31 protein-coding genes are annotated in these 23,870 nt (G+C 63.1%); 10 read left to right on the forward strand and 21 right to left on the reverse strand.

Going from position 1 to position 23,870, the window contains the following annotated elements:
* Positions 1-51: 51 nt before the first annotated feature.
* From lspA to EN850_RS06300, 4 genes are all read right to left on the reverse strand, one after another.
* Positions 52-549, reverse strand: a complete 498-nt coding sequence (gene lspA, locus EN850_RS06285) for a signal peptidase II (RefSeq protein WP_127279743.1) — start codon at positions 547-549, stop codon at positions 52-54.
* Between the two features lie 13 nt (positions 550-562).
* Entirely contained in the window at positions 563-1,420 is an 858-nt protein-coding gene (locus EN850_RS06290; RefSeq protein ID WP_127869998.1) for an RNA methyltransferase, read from the reverse strand.
* A gap of 1 nt (position 1,421) precedes the next feature.
* Complete coding sequence (locus EN850_RS06295) at positions 1,422-2,510, reverse strand: class I SAM-dependent rRNA methyltransferase (protein ID WP_136090848.1); 1,089 nt, start codon at positions 2,508-2,510, stop codon at positions 1,422-1,424.
* A gap of 90 nt (positions 2,511-2,600) precedes the next feature.
* On the reverse strand, positions 2,601-3,086 hold the full coding sequence (locus tag EN850_RS06300; protein ID WP_136090849.1) for a DUF1772 domain-containing protein: 486 nt from the start codon (positions 3,084-3,086) through the stop codon (positions 2,601-2,603).
* Between the two features lie 211 nt (positions 3,087-3,297).
* Here EN850_RS06300 and EN850_RS06310 point away from each other — a divergent pair, with 211 nt between their 5' ends.
* Entirely contained in the window at positions 3,298-3,735 is a 438-nt protein-coding gene (locus EN850_RS06310) for an EVE domain-containing protein (protein WP_136090850.1), read from the forward strand.
* On the opposite strand, the gene EN850_RS06315 is transcribed toward EN850_RS06310, so the two are convergent.
* From EN850_RS06315 to sppA, 4 genes are all read right to left on the reverse strand, one after another.
* On the reverse strand, positions 3,725-4,690 hold the full coding sequence (locus EN850_RS06315) for an ornithine cyclodeaminase family protein (protein WP_127279748.1): 966 nt from the start codon (positions 4,688-4,690) through the stop codon (positions 3,725-3,727). The genes EN850_RS06310 and EN850_RS06315 overlap by 11 nt on opposite strands.
* 37 nt (positions 4,691-4,727) lie before the next feature.
* A complete protein-coding gene (locus tag EN850_RS06320) occupies positions 4,728-5,120 on the reverse strand; it encodes a LapA family protein (RefSeq protein ID WP_135929365.1) in 393 nt (130 codons plus the stop codon).
* 39 nt (positions 5,121-5,159) lie between these two features.
* A complete protein-coding gene (locus EN850_RS06325; protein WP_006200394.1) occupies positions 5,160-5,444 on the reverse strand; it encodes an integration host factor subunit beta in 285 nt (94 codons plus the stop codon).
* 79 nt (positions 5,445-5,523) lie between these two features.
* Positions 5,524-6,480: a signal peptide peptidase SppA gene (sppA, locus tag EN850_RS06330; RefSeq protein ID WP_127869992.1), complete on the reverse strand. Its 957-nt coding sequence runs from the start codon at positions 6,478-6,480 to the stop codon at positions 5,524-5,526.
* Between the two features lie 357 nt (positions 6,481-6,837).
* Between sppA and lptC the strand changes: the two genes are divergently transcribed.
* The 6 genes from lptC (at position 6,838) to ptsN (ending at position 12,270) form a co-directional block, all read left to right on the forward strand.
* Positions 6,838-7,551: an LPS export ABC transporter periplasmic protein LptC gene (gene lptC / locus EN850_RS06335; protein ID WP_127279797.1), complete on the forward strand. Its 714-nt coding sequence runs from the start codon at positions 6,838-6,840 to the stop codon at positions 7,549-7,551.
* Positions 7,538-8,143, forward strand: a complete 606-nt coding sequence (locus EN850_RS06340) for an LptA/OstA family protein (protein WP_127279798.1) — start codon at positions 7,538-7,540, stop codon at positions 8,141-8,143. Before lptC ends, EN850_RS06340 begins: the two co-directional genes overlap by 14 nt.
* Positions 8,143-8,961, forward strand: coding sequence for an LPS export ABC transporter ATP-binding protein (lptB, locus tag EN850_RS06345; protein WP_136090851.1), 819 nt, complete (start codon positions 8,143-8,145; stop codon positions 8,959-8,961). Before EN850_RS06340 ends, lptB begins: the two co-directional genes overlap by 1 nt.
* 292 nt (positions 8,962-9,253) lie before the next feature.
* On the forward strand, positions 9,254-10,780 hold the full coding sequence (rpoN, locus tag EN850_RS06350) for an RNA polymerase factor sigma-54 (protein ID WP_136090852.1): 1,527 nt from the start codon (positions 9,254-9,256) through the stop codon (positions 10,778-10,780).
* 383 nt (positions 10,781-11,163) lie between these two features.
* Complete coding sequence (gene raiA, locus EN850_RS06355; RefSeq protein ID WP_127279801.1) at positions 11,164-11,748, forward strand: ribosome-associated translation inhibitor RaiA; 585 nt, start codon at positions 11,164-11,166, stop codon at positions 11,746-11,748.
* Positions 11,749-11,805: 57 nt separating this feature from the next.
* On the forward strand, positions 11,806-12,270 hold the full coding sequence (gene ptsN, locus EN850_RS06360) for a PTS IIA-like nitrogen regulatory protein PtsN (protein WP_010911486.1): 465 nt from the start codon (positions 11,806-11,808) through the stop codon (positions 12,268-12,270).
* 65 nt (positions 12,271-12,335) lie between these two features.
* Here ptsN and EN850_RS06365 read toward each other — a convergent pair whose 3' ends face one another.
* Both EN850_RS06365 and EN850_RS06370 read right to left on the reverse strand, forming a co-directional pair.
* Positions 12,336-12,593 (reverse strand): DUF1150 family protein, encoded by a 258-nt coding sequence (locus EN850_RS06365; RefSeq protein ID WP_127869990.1) that lies wholly within the window; start codon positions 12,591-12,593, stop codon positions 12,336-12,338.
* Between the two features lie 64 nt (positions 12,594-12,657).
* Positions 12,658-13,083 (reverse strand): Hsp20 family protein, encoded by a 426-nt coding sequence (locus EN850_RS06370; protein ID WP_013893014.1) that lies wholly within the window; start codon positions 13,081-13,083, stop codon positions 12,658-12,660.
* Between the two features lie 302 nt (positions 13,084-13,385).
* Between EN850_RS06370 and EN850_RS06375 the strand changes: the two genes are divergently transcribed.
* Entirely contained in the window at positions 13,386-14,327 is a 942-nt protein-coding gene (locus tag EN850_RS06375; RefSeq protein WP_136090853.1) for a nucleoside hydrolase, read from the forward strand.
* 72 nt (positions 14,328-14,399) lie between these two features.
* Here the strand turns inward: EN850_RS06375 and EN850_RS06380 are convergent, their stop codons facing one another.
* The 9 genes from EN850_RS06380 to EN850_RS06420 form a co-directional block, all read right to left on the reverse strand.
* On the reverse strand, positions 14,400-14,723 hold the full coding sequence (locus tag EN850_RS06380) for a hypothetical protein (protein WP_127869988.1): 324 nt from the start codon (positions 14,721-14,723) through the stop codon (positions 14,400-14,402).
* Between the two features lie 93 nt (positions 14,724-14,816).
* Positions 14,817-15,431 (reverse strand): LysE family translocator, encoded by a 615-nt coding sequence (locus tag EN850_RS06385; RefSeq protein ID WP_136090854.1) that lies wholly within the window; start codon positions 15,429-15,431, stop codon positions 14,817-14,819.
* Positions 15,432-15,525: 94 nt separating this feature from the next.
* On the reverse strand, positions 15,526-16,971 hold the full coding sequence (locus EN850_RS06390) for an amidase (protein ID WP_135929361.1): 1,446 nt from the start codon (positions 16,969-16,971) through the stop codon (positions 15,526-15,528).
* Position 16,972: 1 nt separating this feature from the next.
* Positions 16,973-17,878 (reverse strand): ribokinase, encoded by a 906-nt coding sequence (locus EN850_RS06395; protein ID WP_136090855.1) that lies wholly within the window; start codon positions 17,876-17,878, stop codon positions 16,973-16,975.
* Between the two features lie 89 nt (positions 17,879-17,967).
* On the reverse strand, positions 17,968-18,450 hold the full coding sequence (locus EN850_RS06400; protein ID WP_127277096.1) for a hypothetical protein: 483 nt from the start codon (positions 18,448-18,450) through the stop codon (positions 17,968-17,970).
* Positions 18,425-18,949, reverse strand: a complete 525-nt coding sequence (locus EN850_RS06405; protein WP_127277098.1) for a hypothetical protein — start codon at positions 18,947-18,949, stop codon at positions 18,425-18,427. Before EN850_RS06405 ends, EN850_RS06400 begins: the two co-directional genes overlap by 26 nt.
* Complete coding sequence (locus EN850_RS06410; protein ID WP_127277100.1) at positions 18,916-19,308, reverse strand: hypothetical protein; 393 nt, start codon at positions 19,306-19,308, stop codon at positions 18,916-18,918. The genes EN850_RS06405 and EN850_RS06410 overlap by 34 nt, the downstream gene beginning before the upstream one ends.
* 21 nt (positions 19,309-19,329) lie before the next feature.
* Positions 19,330-19,800 (reverse strand): hypothetical protein, encoded by a 471-nt coding sequence (locus EN850_RS06415; protein ID WP_127277102.1) that lies wholly within the window; start codon positions 19,798-19,800, stop codon positions 19,330-19,332.
* Positions 19,801-20,021: 221 nt separating this feature from the next.
* A complete protein-coding gene (locus EN850_RS06420) occupies positions 20,022-20,900 on the reverse strand; it encodes a bifunctional helix-turn-helix domain-containing protein/methylated-DNA--[protein]-cysteine S-methyltransferase (protein WP_135865730.1) in 879 nt (292 codons plus the stop codon).
* A gap of 115 nt (positions 20,901-21,015) precedes the next feature.
* On the opposite strand from EN850_RS06420, the gene EN850_RS06425 reads away from it, so the two are divergent.
* Positions 21,016-21,831, forward strand: coding sequence for a class I SAM-dependent methyltransferase (locus EN850_RS06425; protein ID WP_127869982.1), 816 nt, complete (start codon positions 21,016-21,018; stop codon positions 21,829-21,831).
* Between the two features lie 59 nt (positions 21,832-21,890).
* Here EN850_RS06425 and EN850_RS06430 read toward each other — a convergent pair whose 3' ends face one another.
* The gene (locus EN850_RS06430; protein WP_127277108.1) at positions 21,891-22,385 is read right to left on the reverse strand and encodes a DUF2244 domain-containing protein; all 495 of its coding nucleotides are present in this window, start codon (positions 22,383-22,385) and stop codon (positions 21,891-21,893) included.
* Positions 22,386-22,407: 22 nt separating this feature from the next.
* Between EN850_RS06430 and nth the strand changes: the two genes are divergently transcribed.
* Entirely contained in the window at positions 22,408-23,214 is an 807-nt protein-coding gene (gene nth, locus EN850_RS06435; RefSeq protein WP_136090856.1) for an endonuclease III, read from the forward strand.
* Here nth and EN850_RS06440 read toward each other — a convergent pair.
* Entirely contained in the window at positions 23,208-23,663 is a 456-nt protein-coding gene (locus EN850_RS06440; RefSeq protein WP_136090857.1) for a DUF2214 family protein, read from the reverse strand. The genes nth and EN850_RS06440 overlap by 7 nt on opposite strands.
* Between the last annotated feature and the right edge of the window lie 207 nt (positions 23,664-23,870).

Consider the following 23,870-nt stretch of genomic DNA (forward strand, 5'->3'; position numbering starts at 1 on the left):
CTCTCCGCGAACTTGCTTGGCGTCTGACTGTGCGGCGATGGCCGCGCGGGGTCAATCTTTGGAAGGCTTGGCGTTCGAAGGTTTGGGTTCACGCCGCCAGCCGATGAGTTCGTCGAACACGACCAGTGCCGCACCCACGGAAATGAAGGCGTCCGCAAGGTTGAAGACGGCGAAGGACCAGACCGGCGTGTGGAACAGGATGTAATCGATGACGTGGCCGTAGACGGCACGGTCGATCAGATTGCCCAGCGCGCCACCGATGATCAGGGCAAAGCCGATGCGGGCGATGACATGGCCCGATGGCGTGCGCGTGGCGAGGTAAAGCACGAAAGCGACGACCAGCACGGCGATGACCACGAGGCCGGTGTCGCCGAAGGACGAGAACATCGAGAAGGCGATGCCGGTGTTGTAGGTGCGAAACAACGCCAGGAAGGGCAGCAGGTCGAGCTTCTCCTGAAAGGGCAGGCCGGCCTCGACCAGTGTCTTTATCCATTGGTCGAGCGCGATGGCCACGATGACGAGCAGCGCGTAGGGAGACCATGATTTCACGATTGGACAACCTTCATTGCTGGTCCGGGATTGGTTCGAGTTTCAGCGCGCCGCGCCTGATCTCGAACAGCATGATGCCGGTGGCGACCGCGAGATTGAGCGAATCGGCACGGCCCGCCTGCGGAATCCTGAGCAGCCTGTCGCAGCTCGCCGCCAGGCTTTCGGGCAGGCCCTGTTGCTCGTTGCCCATCATCAGCAACACCGGCCCGCGGGAAAAATCGACCGAGCGATAGTCGACCGCGCCTTTCAGATGGGTGCCGGCGACGAGACCGGAAAAGCCGCCGCGCCAGGCAAGGAATGCCTCGGTCGTTGCCTTCGCCACTGGCACGGCGAAAATGGAACCCATGGTGGCGCGCACCGTTTCCACCGAAAACGGATCGGTGGTGTCGCCGACCAGAATGACGCCCTTGGCGCCGACGGCATCGACGGTGCGGATGACGGTGCCGAGATTGCCGGGATCGCGCACCCGGTCGAGCGCGACCCAGACATCGCCATTGTCGGCACTGATGTCCTTCAGGGCCAGGAATTTCTGCGAGAAGACGCCGACCACCATTTGCGGATTGTCACGGCGGGTGATGGCGACAAGCACTTTTTCCGATACTTCGAGCACGGTGCCGCCGGCGGCAACCGTGCGCGCCGCGACCTTTTCCACGGCCGCGTTGCCGCGTCCGGCCTTGGCGAAAACAAGCGTCCTGATCTGCCAGCCCAGATCGAGCGCATCGATGACCAGCTTCAGCCCTTCGGCCATGAAGGCGTTCTGCTGGTCGCGGAATTTCTTCAAGGCGAGTGCCTTGATGTCCTTGACCAGCGGATTGGCAAGACTGGTGACTTCCTTCACCTGGCCGGGTGCGCCGGCGTGCCGTTCGTTCATGTCAGGCCACCCAGCGCGAAAACAGTGAAGTCGAAAGCGCCCGGCCGGCGGACTTTTCACGGATGATCAACTCGCCCGATTCAACCTTGCCGCCCATGCCGGCGAAGGTGTCGCGCATCAGGGCGTGGATCGCGAAGAAGGAGGCACGGATCGAATAGGCGGTCAGCACCACGGCGAGCGGTTTTGGGGTCAGGATCGAGCGACAGAGGTCCGTCAAATCAGGCAGGTCCTCGAACAATTGCCAGACCTCGCCCTTGGGGCCGCGGCCATAGGCCGGCGGATCGAACAGGATGATGTCGTAGCGGCTGCCGCGACGCTCCTCGCGCTCGGCGAACTTCACCGCGTCATCGACGATCCAGCGGATCGGCTTGCCGCCAAGGCCGGCCATCTCCTGGTTTTCGCGCGCCCAGCCGATCGCCTTCTTCGAGGCGTCGACATGGGTGACCTCGGCGCCCGCGCGCGCCGCCACCAGCGAGGCAAGGCCGGTATAACCGAACAGGTTGAGCACCTTGACGGGGCGCCTGGCCGCAGCGATCAGCCCTGCCATATGATCCCAGTGCGAAGCCTGCTCGGGAAAGACGCCGACATGGCGAAACGAGGTGAAACGGCCGAGATAGTCGATGCCGTCATGCTTCATCGGCCAGGTTTCGCCGAGCGGCGTCTTGGGGAAGCGCCAGCGGCCGATGCCTTCCTCGTCGGTGTCGCCGGTGAAGATGGCGTCGGCGCGCTCCCAGTCCCTTGCCGGCAGGGCCTTCTGCCAGATCGCCTGGCCCTCGGGCCGCACGATGCGGTAGGGACCGTATTGTTCGAGTTTTTGTCCCGCGCCGCTGTCGAGCAACGCATAATCGGCATTCGGCGCCACTTCGAGAACCAACGGCAAATGTTCTGCGGGCAGGGCGCCTTCGCGACGGGCGAGGTTGCGCGGCGCGGATTTCGGCGCGGGCTGGCTGTCCGCTTTCACATTGTGCTGTTCGCGCAGCCTGGCATCTGGCTTGACCGCGGAACGATTCTCGGGCGGGCGCGGCTGTACGGCCCCGCTCTTCGCTGGGTGTGGGCGGCCGTCGCGGCGTTTGTCGCGAAAAGACTTCAAGAGGCAGCTTCTCCGGCGGTTCGGCCCGCTTCTGCCACAGCTATGCCCTCCGGCGCAACAAACCCGCGCGACATTGCGATTGCCGATGGCTCAGCCGCGCCCGATCGAAAGCAGGGCGACAACCAACGAAACGAAGCCGGCAGCCTTGGCGGCCGTGACAGCCATGTGGCCGGTCTCCCAGCGCAGCCGCATGGCTTCGAAATCGTCCGGAATCGGGCCTGGCATCCAGGTGGCGAGAACATTGTTGGCCGGTTTGACGAGAACGAACCAAAGCACCAGGGATAGCGCATAGAGCAAGGTGGCGGCGAGTGCGAACCAGAACGCCGGCCGATCCTCGCGCAACAGCCATGCCAGCAGTCCCGGGCAGGCGACCGCGGCGACATCCAGCGGCGCGCCAATGATTGCGAAGAGCAGGAACTGGCCGTTGAAAACGGTGGCCTCGCGCCAAAGCGCCGGGGACCATCGGATGAGCCGGGGCGCCGATTCCAGGACATGAGCGAAGGACGGTCCGAGGCTGAGCGCAGCGATCGTGGCGGTCAAGACAGACCAGAATAGCAGGAGGCCGTATATTCGCATGACGCAACAACGGTTCCGAACCGAAGCCGTTCCGAACAGGCGCGCCACTTGCCGTTGCCGCAGCCTTGGCCCTATCGTTTACCACTCCCGGATAATCATCCATGTCCCGCTCCGAATGCCTGCTCGACCTCATCCAGTTGCTGCGCCGGCTCCACCGGCCGGTCAGAGGGCAAGCATTGGCCGATCGAGAACAGGCCAATGGAGAACAGAAATGAGCGCGTATTGGATCGCGGTGGCGTCGGCGCAGCATGTCCGGCGCGGCCGGCAGGGCGGCTTCATGCAGGTCAACCACGGCAAGGTGGCGCCGCTGCGCCGCATCAGGCCCGACGACGGCGTCGTCTATTACTCGCCAACCACCGTTATGGGGCAGAAAAACGGTCTGCAGGCGTTCACGGCTATCGGCACGGTGCGGGAAGGAGAACCCTATCAAGGCGAGATGGGCGGCGGCTTCACGCCGTTCCGCCGCGATGTCGACTGGGCGCAGGCTCAGGAAACGCCGATCAAGCCATTGCTTGAGAGGCTGGAATTCACCGCAGGCAAATCGAACTGGGGTTACCAGCTGCGCTTTGGCCTGCTTGCGATCAGCGCGGCCGATTTCGCCCTGATCGCACGGGCAATGGGCGCCAGACTGGCTTCGACTAGCCCCTGAGTGCCTTGTAGACGGCAATGCCGGCGGCAAGATCCTCGAGTGCTGCGCCAACCGACTTGAAAAGCGTAATCTCGTCGGGGCTGCCGCGGCCTTGCTTCTGGCCGCGCGCCAGTTCGTGCAGGTCGGCGACGATGGCTTCCGGCTTCAGCACGCCGGAGGCCAGTGGCTGGACGATGTCGCCCGCCTCCTTGGTGGCGCCGGCGCGGGTGTCGACATAGACGCGGGCGCGCATGATCGCGTCGTCATCGCTTTCGCGCATCGTCGGGGTGAAGCCGCCAACCAGATCGACATGGGTTCCCGGCCGCAGCAGCGTACCCTTGACCAGCGGCTTGGTGGTGATTGTCGCCGAGGAGACGATGTCGGCCTGGCCAAGCTCGGCATCGAGATCGGTCGCGGCGCTGGCCGCGAAGCCCTCGGCGCACAGATCGGCCGCGACTTTCTCGGCGTTGGCCGGGGTACGGTTCCAGATGCGGATTGTCTTGATTGGCCTCACGGCGCTGTGCGCCTTGGCGAGGAAGGGTGAGAGCGCGCCGGCGCCGACCACCAGCAGCCGCGAGGCGTCGTCGCGGGCGAGATAGGACGCCGCGAGCGCCGAGGCGCAGGCCGTTCGCCACTGCGTCAGCCGCTGGCCGTCGATCAGGGCTTCCGGTTCGCCGGTGCCGCCATCGAGCAGGAGATAGAGCCCCATCACGGCTGGCTTGCCGATGGCGTTGTTGTCGGGCGAGACGGTGACGATCTTGACGCCGATATGGCCGCCGGCCGAACCGCCGGCGGCGTGAAAATCGGTCCAGGCCGGCATCAGAAGCAGGGTCGACGCCGCGCCATCAGGCCTCTCGACCGCGTGATGATGCCTGACCGGCTGCACCGCGCCCTCGCGAAAAGCAGTGCGCAGCGTCTCGACCAGTCCAGGAAAGGTCAGCGCACGATCGACCTCCGCGGCCGAAATGGTCAGCATGAAAAGCTCCGTGAAAAGAAATGCGCCGGCCTGCGGTTCAAGTGGTCGGCTTCGGCAATGCCGGTCCTTGGGCCGGTCCTTGGGCCGGTCCTTGGGCCGACCCTTGGACCGACCCTTGGACTGGCCCCTGGGGCACTGAGGGCGCGCGGCTGACCGCCTGGCGCAGGTTTTCCGCCTCGGCGCCGCGCTGGCGCGCCAGCTTGCGGTAGCGGCCTTGCTTTACCCAGGTCGCCAGGCTGCCGACGATCATGCCGATGGCAAGCGCCAGGAACAGGAAGATGAACAGCGGCAAGGTCAGCGTCAGCTTGGGATTGCCGGGATTGAATGGATCCAGCGTGAAGGCGACGAGTTCGCGGTTTGCAACGGCCAAGGCGATCAGGATGATCGCCAGGGGCACGAAGACCACGATGAGCATGAAGCGATTGAGCATAATGTTTTCCGTTGCAAGCGGCCGGACAAGGCAGTCCGGCTACTTGCCGCCGTTCAGCCTTTCACGCAGTTCCTTGCCGGTCTTGAAGAACGGCACCCATTTCTCCTCGACCTCGACGGACTCGCCGGTGCGCGGGTTGCGGCCGGTGCGGGCGGGTCGATTCTTCACCGAAAAAGCGCCGAAGCCGCGCAATTCGACCCGGTTGCCCTCGGCAAGCGCGTCGGTGATTTCATCGAAGATCGCGCCGACGATGTTTTCGACGTCGCGCAGGAAAAGATGCGGATTGCGCGTGGCAATAATCTGCACAAGCTCGGACTTGATCATCAGACGGGTCCCCGTGAAAGCAGTTCGGCCAAAATTATCAGGATGATTTTATTTGCTTTTTCAGCTGTCCCAACGCGTCTCAAGGGTGCCAGACGGAAACGAGACCGTCAAGAAACAAGCGGTTGGCGCCAAGTTCATGGATGACGTCGCCGCCGGAATCCGGCAAGCCGAGCGCGCCGGCGATCGTGCGTGCCATCGCCTTCGAGAACAGGAAGCCGCCGCGCCGTTCCGTGTCCTTCCACTCGACCACCTTGAGCTTGGCATCGACACCCTTGGTCGCCAGCCAGTCGATGGCCACGGACTCGCCGCCGACGGCGTCGATCAACCCGTTGGCAACACCTTGGCGGCCGGTGAAGATCGAACCGTCGGCGAGCGCCAGTGCTTGTTCGTGCGTCATCTTGCGGCGTTCCGCGACGATGCCGACGAACCAGTCGTAGCTGTCGAGGATGAGCTTGCGGACCATGGCGCGTTCGTCGTCATTGGTCGGCTTGAAGGGCGAGGGCGAGGCTTTCAGAGGCGAGGATTTCACCTCCTCCAGCTTGACGCCGAGCTTGTCCATCAGGCCGCTGACGTCAGGATACTGGATCAGCACGCCGATGGAGCCGACGATCGAGGTCTTGCGGGCGACAATATGGTCGGCGGCGCTTGCGATCATGTAGCCCGCCGACGCGGCGAGCGTGCCGACCTCGGCCACGACCGGCTTGTCGGCGGCGAGCTTGCGCACCTCCTCGTAGATCGATTCCCCGCCGACGGTGGTGCCGCCGGGAGAATCGATCACCAGGATCACGCCTTTTACTTTCGACGACTGGCGGATGGTCTCCAGCCGCTTGATCAGTTCGTCGTCCTCGGTGATGGTGCCTTCGATCCTGACCTTGGCGATGTGGTCGACGGTGGAGCCGCCGAAATCGTCGCCATAGAACCAGGCCGACAGCGCAATCACCCCGAGCGCCACGATGCCAAAGGCCGCGACACGCCAGAAAGTCAGCTTGCGCCGCAAGCGGCGGCGGTCGATCAGGTCGTCGGCTCTCAATGCCATCGTCAGCCTCACAGTCAGCGGGAAGAGACGCTTTTAGACCATGATGTCTCCATCGGGAAGCAGTTCCATCCCGCACATGGCGCGGCAATCCGCGCGCGACGGTCCTTATGCTGTCTGTTTTGTGACTGGTCTGTGCGGGGGACGCAAGGTAAGTGGGAAGAACTTCGGTGATGAAAAAAGACGCAAGGGCGACTATTTCTGCTATGAAGCACTGGCTATTGCGCTGACCCGGGTTTCGTTTGTGCAATGGCAGCTGTCACATTTTTGCGGTTTTCGTCGGCTTGTGCTTGCGTGAGGACGCTGGCGTCCCACCTATAGGCGGTGCTCCCCGGGGGCGGGTTTTAGAAGAAAGCAGTCATGTTAGCGCGACCGAATGAACCGGCCAGCCCTGAGACGGAGTTGGCTCCCCCGGAGGATGGCTGGACGCGGGACGAGGCTTTCGACCGCGCTCAGCGTCACTCGCGCCGCGTGCGCGTGCTCAAATTCGCCGTGCCCTTGGCCGCGGCGCTGATCGCCGTCGCCTTCCCGATCTATTCGTATCTCGCCGCCCCCGTTTCCGTCGCGGTGCAGGCGGAAGGCACCGCCTTCTCCAACGGCAAGCTGGTGATGGCCAATCCCAAACTCAATGGCTTCACCAAGCAGAAGCAGCCCTACTCGATGACGGCGCTGCGGGCGATACAGGATGTGAGCACGCAAGGCATCATCGAGCTCGAGGGCATCGACGCCAAGGTGCCGATCGCTCCCGACAATGTCGCGGCGGTAAAAGCCTCGCGTGGCACCTATGATCGCGACGGCAATACGATGAAACTGGACAGCGACGTCACCATCACCACGACCGACGGCATGCAGGCCAAGTTCAAATCGGTCTTCCTCGACATGGGCAAAGGCACTATGAAGACGGATGATCCCGTCGATGTCAGCCGTGGCGGGTCGCAGATCACAGCGAATTCCCTGTCGGTCCAGGACAATGGCAAGATCCTGGTGTTCGAGAATAGGGTGCGCGTCAACATTGATGCCGCCAGTCTGAAGGCGGCTGAGGCAAAGGGCGAAGAAGCGAATGTGGCTCAATAGTTCGACACGGCTTGCGGCCGCAACTTCGGCGCTGCTCCTGCTCAGCCTGGCGCCGTCGCTGGCGCAGTCGTCTGCCGCCAGTCAGGTGTCAGGCCTCAAACTGGCCGGTGACAAGCCGATCCAGATCGAAAGCGACAAGCTGGAAGTGCGTCAAGCCGAGAATGTCGCCATCTTCACCGGCAATGTCACCGTCGTCCAGGGGCCGACACTGATGAAGGCCGGCAAGATGATGGTTTATTACATCAAGGATGCCAATGCCGCGGCCAAGGGCACCGAAGCTGCGGGCGCGGCGATGACCGGCTCGGCCAACATCGACCATCTGGAAATTTCCGACAAGGTGTACATCAAGTCGGATCAGCAGGTCGCGACCGGCGATCAGGGCAGTTTCGACATGAAGAGCCAGGTGCTGGTGCTTTCGGGCAAAAAGGTCGTCCTGTCGCAAAACGACAATGTCCTCGTCGGCTGCAAGCTTACCGTGCAGATGAAAAGCGGGCTTGCCCAGGTCGATCCATGCGCTGGGCAGCGCGTGCAGATGTCGATCACGCCGCCGCCGAAATCGGACGCGTCGAAATCGGGAGCGACGAACCCCTGATGGCCAGCCTGTCGTCGCTGACGGCGCGTCTTCCGGGACGGGCCGCAGGCAAGCTTTCGGCTCCGGCCACGGTCACCGTCGACAAGGCGAAGTTCAAGGGAACCTTGATCGCCAAGGGCCTGACCAAGAGCTACAAGGGCCGCAAGGTCGTCAGCGGCGTCACGCTGGGCGTACGCGCCGGCGAGGCCGTCGGGCTGCTCGGCCCCAACGGCGCCGGCAAGACGACCTGCTTCTACATGGTTACCGGCCTGGTGCCGGTGGATGAAGGCACGATCGAGATCGACGGCTTCGACGTCACCTCGATGCCGATGTATCGCCGCGCGCGCCTCGGCATCGGCTATCTGCCCCAGGAGGCCTCGATCTTCCGCGGCCTCAATGTTGAACAGAACATCCGCGCCGTGCTCGAAGTGGTGGAAAAAGACCGCAAGGTCCGCGAGCGCAACCTCGACGAACTGCTCGAGGAATTCCACATCAGCCATCTGCGCAAGGCGCCGTCCATGTCGCTCTCGGGCGGCGAAAGGCGGCGCCTGGAAATCGCGCGCGCGCTGGCGACGCGTCCGGCCTACATGTTGCTCGACGAACCCTTCGCCGGCATCGATCCGATCGCGGTCGCCGACATCCAGCAGTTGGTGCGTCACCTGACGGCGCGCGGCATCGGTGTCCTCATCACCGACCACAATGTGCGTGAGACGCTCGGCCTGATCGACCGTGCCTATATCATCCACGCCGGCCAGGTGCTGACCCATGGCCGCGCCGACGAAGTGGTGGCAAATCCCGACGTGCGGCGGCTTTATCTCGGCGAGGGTTTTACCCTCTGAGCAATTCCTTGTCCTACACGCCGCTTTGCTGCGTCTGTTTTTACGAAGTTCCGGCCAGGAAGCTGTTTTTTCCCCGGCTCTTGGAATTGCTCTGAGCGTGAAATTTGTTTCCTGACACGATTTTTTGGGCGGTGCGGCCTGTTTTTTCGCGGTTTTGCCGCAGGATAACGCTCCGGTAATCGGGTTTCGCTAGGCTTTGCCTTGACAAGCAAAAGCCGGGCCAGTTTCTATGCCCGCCGTGAAATTCATTCCGGAAGTCCGGACGCGTTCAGGAGGCGTTTGAAACCGAGCCATGGCGTTGGCGGCGAAACTACAGCTCCGACAGTCGCAGTCGCTGGTGATGACGCCGCAGCTGATGCAGTCGATTCGGCTGCTGCAGTTCACCCATGCCGAGCTCGAGCATTTCATCGACGAGGAGATCGAGCGCAATCCGCTCCTGGAGCGCGCCGAGCCGCAGGACGATGCCGCGGGCGATCAGGCGCAGAAGCTCGAGGCCGAGCCGCAAGCCGCCCCCGACGGCGACTGGTTCGAGAACGAGACGGCATGGAGCGCCGAGGCGATCTCGGAAAAGCTCGATACGTCCCTGGAAAACCTGTTTCCCGATGATCCCGGCACCAGCGAACGGCTCGGGCCCGACCTGACGGCGCAATGGAAATCGGCTTCGGGCAGCGGCGGCGGCTCCTCGTCCGAGGGGCTCGATGCCGGCGACATGGCGGCGAGCGCGATCACGCTGCGCGACCATGTCGGCGAGCAGATCGCACTTGCCTTCACCGATCCCGTTGCGCGGCTGATCGCCGGAGAACTTTCCGATGGGCTCGACGAGACCGGCTATGTCAGGGCCGATCTGGCGGAGATCGCCGCGCGGCTCGGCATCGACAGCCTGGCGGTGGGCAAGGTGCTGGCCGTATGCCAGACCTTCGAGCCGGCCGGCCTGTTCGCCCGCGATCTCGCGGAATGCCTTTCCCTGCAGCTTGCCGTGCGTGACCGGCTCGATCCGGCGATGAAGGCCCTGGTCGCCAATCTCGAACTGCTGGCACGGCGCGATTTCCAGACGCTGAAGCGGCTCTGCGGCGTCGACGAGGAGGATTTGCTCGACATGCTGGCCGAAATCCGGGCGCTCGACCCGCGGCCCGGCATGGCTTTTTCGGGCGGCGCCAGCGACGCCATCGTCGCCGATGTCGAGGTGCGGGCGGCCAATGACGGCAGCTGGACCGTCGAACTCAATGCCGAAACGCTGCCGCGCGTGCTGGTCGACCATATTTATTTCGCCCAGGTGTCGCCGCACGCGAAGAACCAGGCGGAGAAGGACTTCCTGGCCGAGTGCCTGCAGAACGCCAATTGGCTGACGCGCAGCCTCGACCAGCGGGCAAAGACGATCCTCAAAGTGGCCTCGGAAATCGTGCGCCAGCAGGACGCCTTCCTCGTCCATGGCGTACGCCATCTGAAGCCGCTCAACCTGCGCACGGTGGCCGACGCCATCGGCATGCACGAATCGACGGTCAGCCGGGTCACAGCGAACAAATACATGCTGACCCCGCGCGGCGTGTTCGAGCTGCGCTATTTCTTCACCGCCTCGATCGCGGCATCGGGCGGTGGCGAAGCGCATTCCTCCGAAGCGGTGCGTGATCGCATCAAGCAAATGATCGACGAGGAGAAGCCCGTCGATGTGCTGTCGGACGATGCTATCGTCGACATGCTCAGGGAAAGCGGCGTCGATATCGCCCGGCGCACGGTCGCCAAATACCGGGAAGGCATGAATATTCCCTCGTCGGTGCAGCGCCGGCGCGAGAAACGGGCGCTCGCCAGCGCCGGCCGCTAGAGCAAGTCCAGGAAAATTGTAAAGCGGTTTCCCGGGAAAAGCGCATAGCGCTTCCCTTGGCAATTGCGCCAAGGCAAAGAGATGGAGCGGCGTTTCCGTGAAATGATGGACAGCTCCATGCGCTCACGATTTCCACAGTTTTCGAGTTTCATTGACAAGCCACGGTGAAGTGGCTAGAAGCCCGCCCGCATGAGACGGGCCTGATGCCCGCTAGCGGATGGTCCGTCACGACATGACCCCGGGACGGTCAAGAAGGCGGCTTGTGATCAACCGGAAAGTTCGGATTTAAATCGGCGCGAGTGACGCCGCAAAGCTTGTGCGCACGGATCACGAGTATAAACTCGGGCCAGTTTGAAGCCTGAGCAAGGAAGGTCAGTTTTCAGATGAATCTGCGCATATCGGGAAAGCACATGGATATCGGCGATGCGTTCCGCACACGCATCAACGATCGGGTCGGTGAAGCGATCGGCAAATATTTCGATCGCGGCTTCGCGGGACACGTCACCGTCATCAAATCGGGTTCGCGCTATTCGGCGGATTGCATGATCCGGCTGGATTCAGGCGCCTCGCTGCAAGCCACCGGCGATGCCCAGGATCCGACGCTGGCCTTCGAGGCCGCAGCCGATCGGCTGGAGACCCGGCTTCGGCGCTACAAGCGCCGTCTGAAATCGCACAATTCGGGCAATGGCAACGGCGAATTGACCGACATTGCCTATACCGTGATGGCACCGCTTGCCGATGACGATGAGGAAATCCCGGAGGATTTCGCACCGGCCATCGTCGCCGAATCAACCATGACGCTGAAGACCATGTCGGTGGCCTCGGCCGTCATCGAGCTCGATACCAAGGACAGTCCGGTGGTTGTTTTCCGCAATGCCGGAACTGACCATCTCAACATCGTCTATCGCCGGCCCGACGGAAACATCGGCTGGATCGATCCGTCCACGACCAAAGTCGCACAGGGATAAAAGCCAGCCGCACGAGGGGTGGGGACTGGCGCGGCAGGCGAACAAGGATTTTCAAGTATGGATCTGAGCGATCTTATCAGCGTTCCGGCGATTTTGCCGGCGTTGAAGGCGAACTCCAAGAAGCAGCTTCTGCAATTGCTGTCCGAGCGGGCGGCGGCGATTTCGGGCATTCCGGAACGGGAGGTGTTCGACACCATCCTGCAGCGTGAGCGCCTGGGTTCGACCGGCGTCGGCAACGGCATCGCCATCCCGCACGGCAAGCTTGCCGGCGTGAAGCGCATCGCCGGCGTTTTCGCCCGGCTGGAAACGCCCGTCGATTTCGAATCGCTGGATGACCAACCGGTCGATCTGGTGTTTCTGCTGCTGGCGCCTGAAGGGGCGGGTGCCGATCACCTCAAGGCGCTGTCGCGCATCGCGCGCGTGCTGCGCGATGCCGACACGGTGGCCAAGATCAGGGGAACGCGTGACGCCACGGCGATCCATGCGCTTTTGTCGGACACGCAGGCCTCGCACGCGGCCTGAAGTCATCTTCTTTAAGATATCACCCCAAGGGCCGCCGTGAGCGGCCCTTTCGTTTCCGTCCCGCCTTAATGAATGGCGACGGTGGTCAAATCGTTTTCCATGGCGCCGGCCAGAGCACGGTCACGCGCATCGGAAAGCAGGATCGGCTGGCCGTTGGCGCCAAACAGGGCCCACAGCTCCATGCCGGGCGCGATTTCACCGATGTTGGGGAAGCGGCCGAGCAGTTCGTCGCTCGAGACCTTGCGCAGATAGGCGACCGAGCCTTCGCCGAGATGGGCGAACTCGCCGCTGGTCATGGTGATGATTTCGTCAGTTCTGGTCATTTCAAGCCTCCTTGGCGCGAGGACGCCGCTCAAGGCCATCCCGCATGAGAGCCATCAGTGAAGATCAGTCTTTCACCGATATATTTATTTTCCGTACCAGCCGTTCGGACTCCGGCCGATCGAGGTCGATCGACAAAAGGCCGTTCTTCAGTTCCGCCGCGATCACCCGCATGCCGTCGGCCAGCACGAAACAGCGCTGGAACTGGCGCGCGGCAATGCCGCGATGAAGGAATTCGCGCTCGGTGTCGTCGGTTTGACGGCCGCGCACGACCAGCTGGTTTTCCTCCGTTGTCACATCGAGATCGCTTTCGGCGAAACCGGCGACGGCGAGTGTAATGCGCAGCCTTTCGGCCTTGCCGTCGGCACCGCTGAGGCGCTCGATATTGTAGGGAGGGTAGCTGTCGCCGGACTTCGCCAGGCGCTCCAGCGTCTTTTCCATGGCGTCGAAACCCAGGAGAAGCGGGCTGGAGAAAGGCGTCATTCGGCTCATGTTACACTGTCCTCTCAAGAGCGACATAAACTGGAAAAACCCGGATGGCATTTTTCCCGATGGACTTGATATGGTCCGCCCCGCGGCCAAGTTCAAGCCACCAAAAGACCCGCCCAAAAAGACCAGGTCGTGGACTCACAGGAATAATCGCCATGGCGCTTGAAACGACGCGCGGATGCAACGAGAAGCGCGCAGGCCGGGACCGTTCCCCGTCAAGCGGCTCGGCAGCTTGCAGCCGGTTGGAGTCTTTCGGGTGCACGATCGGCCCGGTGAGCTGATGGCCAGCTAAACAAGGAATTCAAATGCCCCAACCACGCAAGATCATCATCGACACCGATCCCGGCCAGGATGATGCCGTCGCCATTCTGCTGGCGCTCGGCAGTAGCGAACTGGACATCGTCGGCGTCACCGCCGTTGCCGGCAACGTCCCGCTGAAACTGACCGAAAAGAACGCCCGCAAGATCTGCGAACTGGCCGGTCGGCCGGACGTCAAGGTCTATGCCGGCGCCATCCGTCCGTTGGCGCGCGAATTGGTCACCGCCGAGGAAGTGCATGGCAAGACCGGCCTCAACGGGCCGCAGCTGCCCGAACCGACGATGCAGCTGCAGGCGCAGTATGCCGTCGATTTCATCGTCGAGACGCTGATGCGGGAAGAGAGCGGCACCATCACGCTCTGCCCGCTCGGGCCGCTCACCAACATAGCGCTGGCATTGATCCGCGAACCGCGCATCGCACCGCGCATCAAGGAAATCGTGCTGATGGGCGGCGGCTTCTTCGAGGGCGGCAACGTTACGCCCGCGGCCGAATTCAACATCTATGTCGATCCGCAGGCCGCCGACCTGGTGTTCAAGTCCGGCATCCCGATCGTGATGATGCCGCTCGACGTCACCCACAAGGCGCTGACCACCACCAAGCGCATACAGGCTTTTCGCGCACTGGGCACCAAGGTCGGCACCGCGACCGCCGAGATGCTGGAGTTCTTCGAACGCTACGACGAGGGCAAATACGGCACTGACGGCGGGCCGCTGCACGACCCCTGCGTCATCGCCTATCTCTTGAAGCCGGAGCTGTTCAAGGGCCGCCACTGCAACGTCAGCGTGGAGACCGCCTCGGAACTGACCATGGGCATGACCGTGGTCGACTGGTGGGGTGTCACCAAGCGGGAAAAGAACGCCATGGTCATGCGCGACATCGACCATGATGGGTTTTTCGCGCTGCTGGTGGCGAGGTTGGGGCGGCTTTAGGGCCCCATTTCTCGGCGATTGAGCAGTCTGACCTGATAGTTCATGGCGTGTCGGCACACGACGAACAGCCCCTCAATCGGCAAACCGGTAGAAGACGGAGCCATTGTCGCGGGTAACGCGCTCAATTTTGACACGGGAGCCAATCAGGCGGGGTCGATCGTCGTCAACGAAAACCAGAGCGTTGTTCTCCAGGAACAATCCATATTGAGACGTGCTGGTCCAGTGCCAGTAAACGCCTTCGATCGTCGCGTTGATCGGGTCAATTGATCGAATCGGCGTTGCGTCATTCTCCCACTTACTCTGGGCTAATATGAACATTATCGCAAAAAAACCGGAGAAGAAGACCACGCTGGGCGCGTTCCTCTTCAAACCCTCATAAGTCGACGGTGAAAACATGAATCCCTCAATGTCGATTCATGTGGTAGCTGGAAAGTAGACTTTCAATCAGCCGCCGACGCAGCTTTAACGCGGCGCCGGCCTCGGCTGCCGTTACTTCGACCTTGAAAACGCCAGCCACAGGCCGCCGCCGACCATGAAGCTGCCGCTGATCCTCGACAGGAGCTTGATGCGGCTGGCCGAGAGCATGCGCCCGGCGCGGCCGGCGGCCAGCGCATAGGTCGAATCCGACATGGCGGCGAAGATCATGGCGGTGAGGCCCATGATGACGATCTGCAGCGGGTAGTTGCCGGCGGGAGAGATGAACTGCGGAAAGAAGGCGCCGAAGAAGACCAGCGTCTTTGGATTGCTGAGCGCCACAGCCAAGCCCTGCAGGAGGAAGCCACCGCGGGGTTTCCGAGCGGTTCCGTCGGCGTTCAGCGTGCCCTTTGAGCGGAACATCTGCACGCCCATCCAGATCAGATAGGCCGCACCGATCAGCCTGACCCATTCGAACCAGTGGCCCATGCCCGCGATCAGCGTGTTAAGCCCAATGCCGACGATGGCGATCATGACGGCAAGGCCAGCCTGCGTGCCGGCGACGTTGGCGAGGCCGGCACGGGTTCCGTGGCGGATGCTGTTGGCGATGATCAAGGTGACCGTCGGACCGGGCACCAGAATGATGACGATGCAGGCAAGAACATAGGCGGCGTAGAGTTCCAGCGACATGATTTTTCCTCGCAATGCCGCTGTCGCGGCCTGTCAGGCGACAATCAATGCATGACGGCGAGGGCGAAGCAAGCCGGCTCGCGTCGTACGTGGCTCAGGCGCCGGCCGGCCAGGGCAGGGTCGTCTCATAGGCGACCGCGGCCTTCAGCACGGCGAGGTCGCCGCGTGGCCGGCCGATCAGCTGCATGCCCATGGGCCGGCCCCTGTCGTCGAAGCCGACCGGGACATTGACCGCCGGGCAACCGCCCAAGGTGGCGAAGGCTGAAACCTGCATCCAGCGATGGTAGCTGTCCATTGCCCGCCCGGCGACCTCGCGCGGCCAATGGGTGCCGACATCGAAGGGAAAGACCTGCGCGGTCGGCAGCGCGATGAGGTCGAAGCGTTCGAAGATCGATAGTAGCATCCGGTGCCAGGACGTGCGCATGACCGAGGCCGCGCGAATCTGCGGCGCCGTCAGCCGCATGGCGTTTTCCACCTCCCAGACGGCTTCCGGCTTCAGCAGCCTGCGCCTGGCGGGATCGTCATAGTGCACTTTCAGCGCGCAGCCGCTGCTGGCCTGGCGCAGCGTCACGAAGGCCTGCCAGAGTGCCTCGAAATCGAAATCCGGACGCAAGGGCTCGGTCCGGAAGGATGCATCCGTGAACCGTGCCAGCGCTGCCTCGCACAGGTCGAGGATGCCGGGCTCGACCGGCAGATGGCCGCCGAGATCGCCGAGCCAGGCGACGCGGCCGCCGGTCGCCGGTGGCGCGAGCCCTTCGAGGAAGGATCCCGGCTTTTCATAGGAGAGAGGCGCTTGCGGATGGTAACCGGCCTGCACGTCGAGCAACAGCGCCATGTCGGCGACGTTGCGGCCCATCGGCCCCTCGACGCCCATCTGCGCGTGAAAAACCTCGAAGTCGGGACCGCCGGGCACGAGCCCCTGCGATGGCCGAAAGCCGTAGACATTGTTCCAGGCAGCCGGGTTGCGCAGCGAACCGCCGAAATCGCTGCCATCGGCGACCGGCACCATGTCCAGCGCCAGCGCCACCGCCGCGCCGCCGCTCGAGCCGCCGGCGGTCAGCGCCGGATCGAAGGCGTTCAGCGTTGGCCCGAAGACGTTGTTGTAGGTGTTGGAGCCGAGCCCGAATTCGGGAACATTGGTCTTGCCGATGATGATGGCGCCAGCGTCGCGGATGCGTTCGACGAAGAAATCGTCTTCTTGCGGCACGAAATCGGCGAAGATCGGCGAGCCGAACGAGGTTCTGAGGCCCGTTGTGGAGGCAAGGTCCTTGATGGCGATGGGAAGGCCAAAGAGCGCGCCGGTTCCATCCGTCCGCCTGACATCGGCGGCGTCGGCCTCGCGCAGGATATCGGCGCGGTCTCGCAGCGAGACGATGGCGTTGACCTGCGGGTTGACCGCATCGATGCGGTCCAGGAAAGCCGTCACCACCTCGCGCACGGAGAGTTTCTTTCGGCGGATCGCGTCGACGAGTTCGACAGCCGACAGGCGACAGATGTCGCTGGCCGCGGGTACGGCATGCTTCGTGCGGGGGCGCATCATCTCAACGGGCCTCTTGCAAGGCCTGCTCGACGTCTTTCGCCAGCGGGATCGCCGGCTGGGCGCCGGGCTTGAGGCAAGCGAGCGAGCCGGCGGCTCCGGCACGCGCAAGTGCCTGTTCGAGCGTGAGGCCCGAGGACAGGCCGGCGGCGAGATAGCCGCAGAACGTGTCGCCGGCCCCAACCGTGTCGACCGGCGTGATCTTCAGCGCGGGAACAGTCAGGAAATCGCTCGGTGTCGCCGCCATCACGCCATCGCCGCCGAGGGTGACGACGATGGTGCGTCCGGTTTTCCCGGCAAAATCGCGCATGCGTGCAGCACGATCGCGACCCTTCAAGGCCAGCGCTTCACCATAGAGGTCGAACTCGGTCTCATTGGCGACCGCGTAGTCGGCCTTGCCGAGGAAGGCGGCTGCCTCGCCATGAAAAGGAGCGGTGTTGAGGACAGTGACCGCGCCGGCCGTCCTTGCCTGGTCGAGTGCCGCATCGATCGTCGCGAGCGGAATCTCATGCTGCAGCAGCACGACGTCGCCCTTCTTCAGAAAAGCCTTGGAGAGGTCGCCGGGCACCACGGAAGCATTGGCGCCGGGCACCACGGCGATGATGTTCTCGCCGTCGTCGCCGACCATGATCAGCGCCGTGCCGGTCGAGGCAAAGGTCTCTCCCACGCCAGACAGGTCGACCTTGGCCTCGCGCAGCAACGCCAGTGCTTCGGGTGCGAAATTGTCCTTGCCAACGGCGCCGACCATGCGCACCTGAGCGCCGGCACGCGCGGCGGCCAATGCCTGGTTGGCCCCTTTGCCGCCAGGCGCCGTCGAGAAACTGGAACCGCTTACCGTCTCACCGGGGCTCGGCAAGCGGTCGACGTTGGCGATAAGGTCGAGGTTGATCGAGCCGACAACGACTATCAAGAAAGTGCCTCCTGCTGAACGCACGGGAAGCTACCCTGCCAGGCCGTTCGATGCCAGACCACGCGAATGGTCCAGCGCGATTTGCTGCCTCACTCGCATCGCACGGTGACGATGCCCTGATAGTTGCCGGCGGGGAAGATACCGCTCGATTTGGTGGCGGTGAGGTCGATCTGCATGGCGTGGGTGCCGTTGACGACCCTTTGCGGCACGCCCCCATTGTTGTCGACCCCCGAGCCATCGAGGCGGTAGACCGAGGCGAAGGTCACGTTGGTGCCGCCGCCGCTCGGCGCCGACGAGAACGCGGCAGGCGCGGGCGCTGAAACAGAATAACAGTCAAGCAGGTTAAGTATCGAGCACAGCAGGGAGCTAGCCACCACGGTGGCATTGGCGCTCGATCCGCCTGCCTGCTTGGAGCCCAGTATGCCGATGGCCGGATTTGCGGTCATCGTGCCCGATGCCCCGACCATGATGGTGCAGGTGCCGATGATCGCCGCCTGCGCCGGAAGGCAGAAACCGGCGAGTGCGGCCATCGCAAGCAGCGCCCGGTTATTTCTTCTTCTTTTTCTTGCCATCGCTGTTTCCGGTCCTGATGCTCCAGCCTTCGTTGGCCCATCCAGGTGATGCGGCAGCGGTGGCGGGAGCGCTTGCGGCCACGCTCGCGGTCGTGCCGCCGTCGACATTGACGCCCATCTTCAACAGCTTTAGCTCCATCTGAAGGCGCTGCACCTCGAGTTCATAGAGCCGGCTGCAGTCGAGACGCTTCGGCGTCCGGCCGATCGGGATCACCACCCGGCCATAGGTGGCGACGCCATTGTTCGTCTGGCTGTTGCCTCTGATAACGCCGAGATCGACATAGGCACCGGAACCGGAAACGGCGGAACGGCAAGTGGTGCCATCCGCGGCGTGAACCTCGTCCTGGCCCTGGGGCAGAGTGACACCGGGCAAGTTGAAGCCGTTCTCGTTCTGGTTGAGATTGTAAATCTGTTCCTGGGCCTGGGTTGGAGCGGTGCTGGTCACAGCAACCGCGAGCGCCAGCGTCAGGACTTGCGGTGCCCAAAAAACTTTCCGCATATTTGTGCCCTTATCTGCGTCTGTTGATTGGGAAAGGGGATGCTCTCGGTACAGATACGCACTTTACGCTCGGCAGCGCCGCCGAAGGGCACGACCACAAGGACAGGGCGGGAAGCCTGCGAGCCCAATTGGAAGACACTTGGAGAGATCTTGGCGTCCACCGGCTGAAAATCCTGATCGTAGACGTGGATTTCGACCTTGATCTTCCGGTCGTAGGGATTGGCGGGGAACACGCGGACCGCGAAGGCGTCGGTGAAACTGTTGACCTCACCCCGCATCGGCGACATCGACTGGGCGCCCGCGGCAATGGGCATCAATCCGGCGGCCAATGCCGCCGCCAGGTTCAGAGCATGTTTCAAGGATCCCTCCTTCGCGACGGCCTATTCGCAGCGCAGTGTTACGGTTGCCTGATAGTTGCCGTTCGCGAAGCGGTTGCTGCCACCCTTGGTGCCGGCGAGATGGACCGAGACAAGGTCGGCGCCGGGGGCGGTCAGGGCGGTGGAGGAACCCGTTTCCGCGATCGTGTGGGCGCCGCTGGACAAATAGGTCGGTGTCCAGGTGGTGGCCGTGCTGTCGGCGGCCGGCACGGTGGTGAGGGTCACCGGATCGACGCTCAGCGAAACACCTCCGGTGGTGGTGAGCGTGACTGTTCCAGCCGAACCGCCGCTGTTGTGCGAGCTCAGCGACTGGAGGTCGGGGCTCACCGTCATCGTGCCGTTGGAGCCGACAACGAGCGTGCAGGTCGCGGTTACCGTGCCGTTGAAAATGACATTCTGCGTTGTGGCCATCGCGGCGTGGTCAAGGCACGCGAAAAGCAAGGCTGCACCGACAGTGGTGCGAAACAACGTCATAGAGACCCTCCTATTAAGTCGGACCGCCCGAATTAATATGGGTCATCATCGCTTTAGCATGGTTAATTTAGCGTAAACTCAAATAAAGTGTCGAAACAACAGTCATGAAGAAACCGATGGTTGTCACCGGTTGTATCCAGCGATTCCGAAAAGATTCGCACTAATACTTTAAAATCCGAATATTCATATATTCCTTGGAACCGGAATTAAAAATCGACATTTCAGGACGAAATCTGCCCCGCCTCCCAGCCCAGGATGGCGCGCTTGCGGGTCAGGCCCCAGTGATAGCCGGTAAGATCGCCTGATTTGCCGATGGCGCGGTGGCAAGGCACCACGAAAGAGAGCGGGTTGGCGCCGTTGGCGGCGCCGACCGCGCGGCTGGCGCTCGGCGCGCCGATGCTGGCGGCGATCGAGGAATAGGTGCGGGCCTTGCCCATCGGGATCCGCAGCAAGGCTTCCCAGACGCGGACCTGGAAGTCGGTGCCGATCATGACGACGTGCAGCGGCTGGTCGGCGCGCCACAACGTCGGCTCGAAGATGCGCGCGGCATAAGGGCCTGTCGCTTCCCGGTCCTCGACATAGAGGGCGTTGGGCCAGCGCCCCGACATGTCGGCGAAGGCGGTGCGCTCCTCGCCGGCGTCGCAGAACGCGAGGCCGGCAAGCCCGCGGTCCGTGGCCATGATCAAGGCGGTGCCGAATGGGGAGGGGTGATAGCCGTAGCGGATGGTGAGGCCGGCGCCGCGCGTCTTGTAGTCGCCAGGCGACATCGCCTCATGGGTGACGAACAGGTCGTGCAGCCGGCCGGGACCGGACATGCCCAGTTCAAAAGAGGTTTCGAGCAGCGGCATGCCGGAATCGAGCAGCTTGCGCGCATGGTCCAGCGTCACCGCCTGCAGGAAGGCCTTGGGCGACAGACCGGCCCAGCGGGTGAAGAGTTTTTGCAAGCCGGTCGGCGTCTCGCCGACCTCTTCGGCCAGTTCTTCCAGCGATGGCTGGTCGCGATAGTCGAGGCTGATCTTCTCGATGGCGCGGCGCACGATTTCGTAGTCGCTGCCCTCGGGCGTGATGTCCCTCTTGAGGACTGCCGTGTGTGTGCTCATGGACCTGTCTCCTTGGGCGGGAATATCGCCCCTTGGGGCGCCGATCGCCACCCGAAACTTGCCTTCTTGCAGCACCTGCCCAGATAGACTGGGGATTCGAGCCCGGGACCCGCTCATGGTTGGCGAAAAAGTACATTTGACGGGAGCAAAAGAGACCTTGCTCATGACCCTGTACGGCAAGGCGCTGGAGAGCAGGATGCCCCAGTCGCTGCTCGGGGACCATTTCGCCGACGCGGCGCTGCGCAAGATCGACTATGATTTCGCCAGGCTCAAGGTCGACGAGAATCTCGGCATCGGCCTGGCGATCCGAGCCAAGACATTGGACGTCCGCGTCGAGGATTTTCTGGCCAGAAATCCTGGCGCCATCGTGCTGCATCTGGGTTGCGGGCTTGATACCCGCATCTTCCGGGTCGATCCTCCACCGTGGGTGGACTGGTTCGATATCGACTATCCCGAAGTGATCGAACTCAGGCGCAAGCTCTACCCGTCCCGCGACCATTACCACCTCATCGCTTCGTCGGTGACCGAGCCCGGCTGGTTGGCCGACGTGCCTCGCAACCGCCTGGCCATCGTGGTGGCGGAGGGATTGACGCCCTATCTCCCCGCCGACGAAGGGCTGCGCCTGCTTTCACGGCTTGTCTCGCATCTTGCCGGCGGCGAACTGATCTTCGACGCCTACAGCCGTTTCGGCCTGACGCTGCTTCGCCTCAATCCGACGATCAAGGCGACGGGCGCCGAGGTCCACTGGGCGATCGACGACCCGCACGAGCTGGAACTAGCGGTTCCGAAGCTGCGGTTCATCGAGGATATTTCGGCCTACAAGCCCGAGCACGCTGCCCGCATGGGCTGGTCCGCCAAGCTGTTCGTCCGCCTTTGGAAACACATTCCGGCGCTGCGCAAGGTCGGCAGGCTGCTGCGGTATCGCTTCTGAAGCACATTGTTTGCCGCAATTGCGGACGGAAAACCGCTTCACACTTTTCTGGGAATTGCTTAGCGCGCCTTGGCGGTCGCCAGAGCGCGCGCGAAGGCGGTGGCGAAGCTCTCGCGGGAATCGGGATCGAGGAAGCCGCCGATCGGCACGTTCTGGCCCTGTGCTTCCACGGTCATTCTGGTGATGCCGATCTCGGCGTGCCGGGCGATCGAAAACCGAGCCCAAAACGGATTGAAGCGGTGCGCTTCCGACTTTCCCGAGGGGGCCGTCTTGCGGATATCGAGGCTGGTTCGCGAGACCGACACTTCCTCGCGGGCGCGGGCGGCCCGATAGTTGACGCGGAAGGCGATGTAAACGGCGATCACGTCGAGGCCGAAGAAGCCGAACACCGGCCAGGCGCCGCGGGACAGGAAGAACGCGCCCGTCACCAGCCAGCCGAACGTCAGGGCGCCCATCAGGATCAGGAAGCCCGTCCTGCCCAGCGACCGGTGTGGGGTCAGCAATGCATGAAAGAAGGGCTCATCAGCCTGAAACGAGGCGTTTGTGTCGCTCATGACAGACTATTATAGGAGGGAAATGGCGCGCCCCAAGTCCAAAGATTCGTCCCTGCCCAAAAGTGAACTGTTGCCCGAACGGCGCGACGGCGCGAACGCCAAACCGCGCCTCAGGCCCGCGCGGTCCAGATCGATTTATAGCCCGACGGAAGTGCGCGAGATATTCAGGCGCTTTTCAGTGCAGCGGCCTGAGCCCAAGGGCGAGCTCGAACATGTCAATGCCTTCACGCTGCTGGTGGCCGTGGTGCTTTCGGCGCAAGCGACCGATGCGGGCGTCAACAAGGCGACGCGTGCCTTGTTCAAGGTTGCCGATACGCCACAAAAGATGCTGGCGCTCGGTGAAGCCAGGGTCGGCGACTTTATCAGGACCATCGGTCTCTGGCGCAACAAGGCCAAGAACGTCATCGCCCTGTCGGAGGCGCTGATCCGCGACCATGGCGGCGAGGTGCCTGACGACCGCGATGAGCTGGTCAAGCTGCCCGGTGTCGGGCGCAAGACCGCCAATGTCGTGCTCAACATGGCCTTCGGCCAACATACGATGGCGGTCGACACGCACATCCTGCGCATCGGCAACCGGCTTGGCCTGGCGCCCGGCAAGACCCCGGAACAGGTCGAGCAGGGATTGTTGAGGATCATCCCGGACGAATATATGCGCCACGCCCATCACTGGCTGATCCTGCATGGCCGCTATGTCTGCAAGGCGCGCAAGCCGGATTGTCCGGCCTGCGTCATCGCCGATATCTGCAAGGCGGAGGTGAAGACGACCAGCATTCCGGCACCCCTGGTGCCGATCGCTCCACTTGAAACGGTTTCCGCCGACGATCAGTAGCCGTAGCCACGCGCCATCGCCGCCGCGAAGACCGGGATCAGCAGGAAGACGAACGCCACGGCGCGGATATAGGTCTTCACCGAGGCCAGTTCGCCGACAGGCACGGCGAAGGAAGGATTGGTACTCGCCTGCCGGCTCCAGGAAATGAAACGCACGGTCGGGACGATCGACAGCAGGCCGACGATGCCGAACGCCGCCATCTTGGCCCAGAACACCCAATTGTGGACGTAGAACTCCCAGCCCTTGAGCCCCCAGACGACACGGCCGATGCCGACGATGATGATGAGCGCGGCGATGATGCCGTAGTGGCGGTCGATGCCGGCGAGCCGCTTGAGCGTCGCGGCGGGCAGGTCGCCACGGATCAGCACGAATTCGGCGCCGATGATCCCCGCCAGCGAGAACACCAGCAGATGGTGGATGATGGCGAGCACGAGGTCGGTGGTGTCCATGCTCGTTTCCCTCGGATCGGCGGCACTGGGCGCCTCAAAATTTGGGCTGCTGAATCAGCCCGCGTCGAAAATAACACCGCCGCGCAAAAATCCCAAAGCGCTGCCCGGATGTCGTGAAGGCAGCCGGACGTCGCGCTTTCGTCCTGGATGACGGTCCCTGGGTTCCCTGGCTCTTGCACGGCGCCGTCGATTTGCTAACCCGCAGGC

Origin of the sequence: Mesorhizobium sp. M8A.F.Ca.ET.207.01.1.1 (genome assembly GCF_004794715.1) — a bacterium.
Lineage (GTDB): Bacteria > Pseudomonadota > Alphaproteobacteria > Rhizobiales > Rhizobiaceae > Mesorhizobium.

Bases quoted from the DNA above. Each gene is read 5' to 3' on its own strand.
- EN850_RS06325 (WP_006200394.1), bottom strand. From the start codon at position 5,444: ATGATCAAGTCCGAGCTTGTGCAGATTATTGCCACGCGCAATCCGCAT.
- EN850_RS06390 (WP_135929361.1), bottom strand. From the start codon at position 16,971: ATGATGCGCCCCCGCACGAAGCATGCCGTACCCGCGGCCAGCGACATC.
- EN850_RS06420 (WP_135865730.1), bottom strand. From the start codon at position 20,900: ATGAGCACACACACGGCAGTCCTCAAGAGGGACATCACGCCCGAGGGC.
- EN850_RS06375 (WP_136090853.1), top strand. From the start codon at position 13,386: ATGCCCCAACCACGCAAGATCATCATCGACACCGATCCCGGCCAGGAT.
- sppA (WP_127869992.1), bottom strand. From the start codon at position 6,480: ATGGCATTGAGAGCCGACGACCTGATCGACCGCCGCCGCTTGCGGCGC.
- EN850_RS06340 (WP_127279798.1), top strand. From the start codon at position 7,538: ATGTGGCTCAATAGTTCGACACGGCTTGCGGCCGCAACTTCGGCGCTG.
- rpoN (WP_136090852.1), top strand. From the start codon at position 9,254: ATGGCGTTGGCGGCGAAACTACAGCTCCGACAGTCGCAGTCGCTGGTG.
- EN850_RS06310 (WP_136090850.1), top strand. From the start codon at position 3,298: ATGAGCGCGTATTGGATCGCGGTGGCGTCGGCGCAGCATGTCCGGCGC.
- EN850_RS06440 (WP_136090857.1), bottom strand. From the start codon at position 23,663: ATGGACACCACCGACCTCGTGCTCGCCATCATCCACCATCTGCTGGTG.
- EN850_RS06370 (WP_013893014.1), bottom strand. From the start codon at position 13,083: ATGAGCCGAATGACGCCTTTCTCCAGCCCGCTTCTCCTGGGTTTCGAC.
- EN850_RS06365 (WP_127869990.1), bottom strand. From the start codon at position 12,593: ATGACCAGAACTGACGAAATCATCACCATGACCAGCGGCGAGTTCGCC.
- raiA (WP_127279801.1), top strand. From the start codon at position 11,164: ATGAATCTGCGCATATCGGGAAAGCACATGGATATCGGCGATGCGTTC.
- EN850_RS06405 (WP_127277098.1), bottom strand. From the start codon at position 18,949: ATGCGGAAAGTTTTTTGGGCACCGCAAGTCCTGACGCTGGCGCTCGCG.
- ptsN (WP_010911486.1), top strand. From the start codon at position 11,806: ATGGATCTGAGCGATCTTATCAGCGTTCCGGCGATTTTGCCGGCGTTG.
- EN850_RS06290 (WP_127869998.1), bottom strand. From the start codon at position 1,420: ATGAACGAACGGCACGCCGGCGCACCCGGCCAGGTGAAGGAAGTCACC.
- EN850_RS06430 (WP_127277108.1), bottom strand. From the start codon at position 22,385: ATGAGCGACACAAACGCCTCGTTTCAGGCTGATGAGCCCTTCTTTCAT.
- nth (WP_136090856.1), top strand. From the start codon at position 22,408: ATGGCGCGCCCCAAGTCCAAAGATTCGTCCCTGCCCAAAAGTGAACTG.
- EN850_RS06425 (WP_127869982.1), top strand. From the start codon at position 21,016: ATGGTTGGCGAAAAAGTACATTTGACGGGAGCAAAAGAGACCTTGCTC.
- EN850_RS06415 (WP_127277102.1), bottom strand. From the start codon at position 19,800: ATGACGTTGTTTCGCACCACTGTCGGTGCAGCCTTGCTTTTCGCGTGC.
- lptC (WP_127279797.1), top strand. From the start codon at position 6,838: ATGTTAGCGCGACCGAATGAACCGGCCAGCCCTGAGACGGAGTTGGCT.
- EN850_RS06315 (WP_127279748.1), bottom strand. From the start codon at position 4,690: ATGCTGACCATTTCGGCCGCGGAGGTCGATCGTGCGCTGACCTTTCCT.
- EN850_RS06320 (WP_135929365.1), bottom strand. From the start codon at position 5,120: ATGCTCAATCGCTTCATGCTCATCGTGGTCTTCGTGCCCCTGGCGATC.
- lptB (WP_136090851.1), top strand. From the start codon at position 8,143: ATGGCCAGCCTGTCGTCGCTGACGGCGCGTCTTCCGGGACGGGCCGCA.
- EN850_RS06380 (WP_127869988.1), bottom strand. From the start codon at position 14,723: ATGTTTTCACCGTCGACTTATGAGGGTTTGAAGAGGAACGCGCCCAGC.
- EN850_RS06385 (WP_136090854.1), bottom strand. From the start codon at position 15,431: ATGTCGCTGGAACTCTACGCCGCCTATGTTCTTGCCTGCATCGTCATC.
- EN850_RS06300 (WP_136090849.1), bottom strand. From the start codon at position 3,086: ATGCGAATATACGGCCTCCTGCTATTCTGGTCTGTCTTGACCGCCACG.
- EN850_RS06400 (WP_127277096.1), bottom strand. From the start codon at position 18,450: ATGGCAAGAAAAAGAAGAAGAAATAACCGGGCGCTGCTTGCGATGGCC.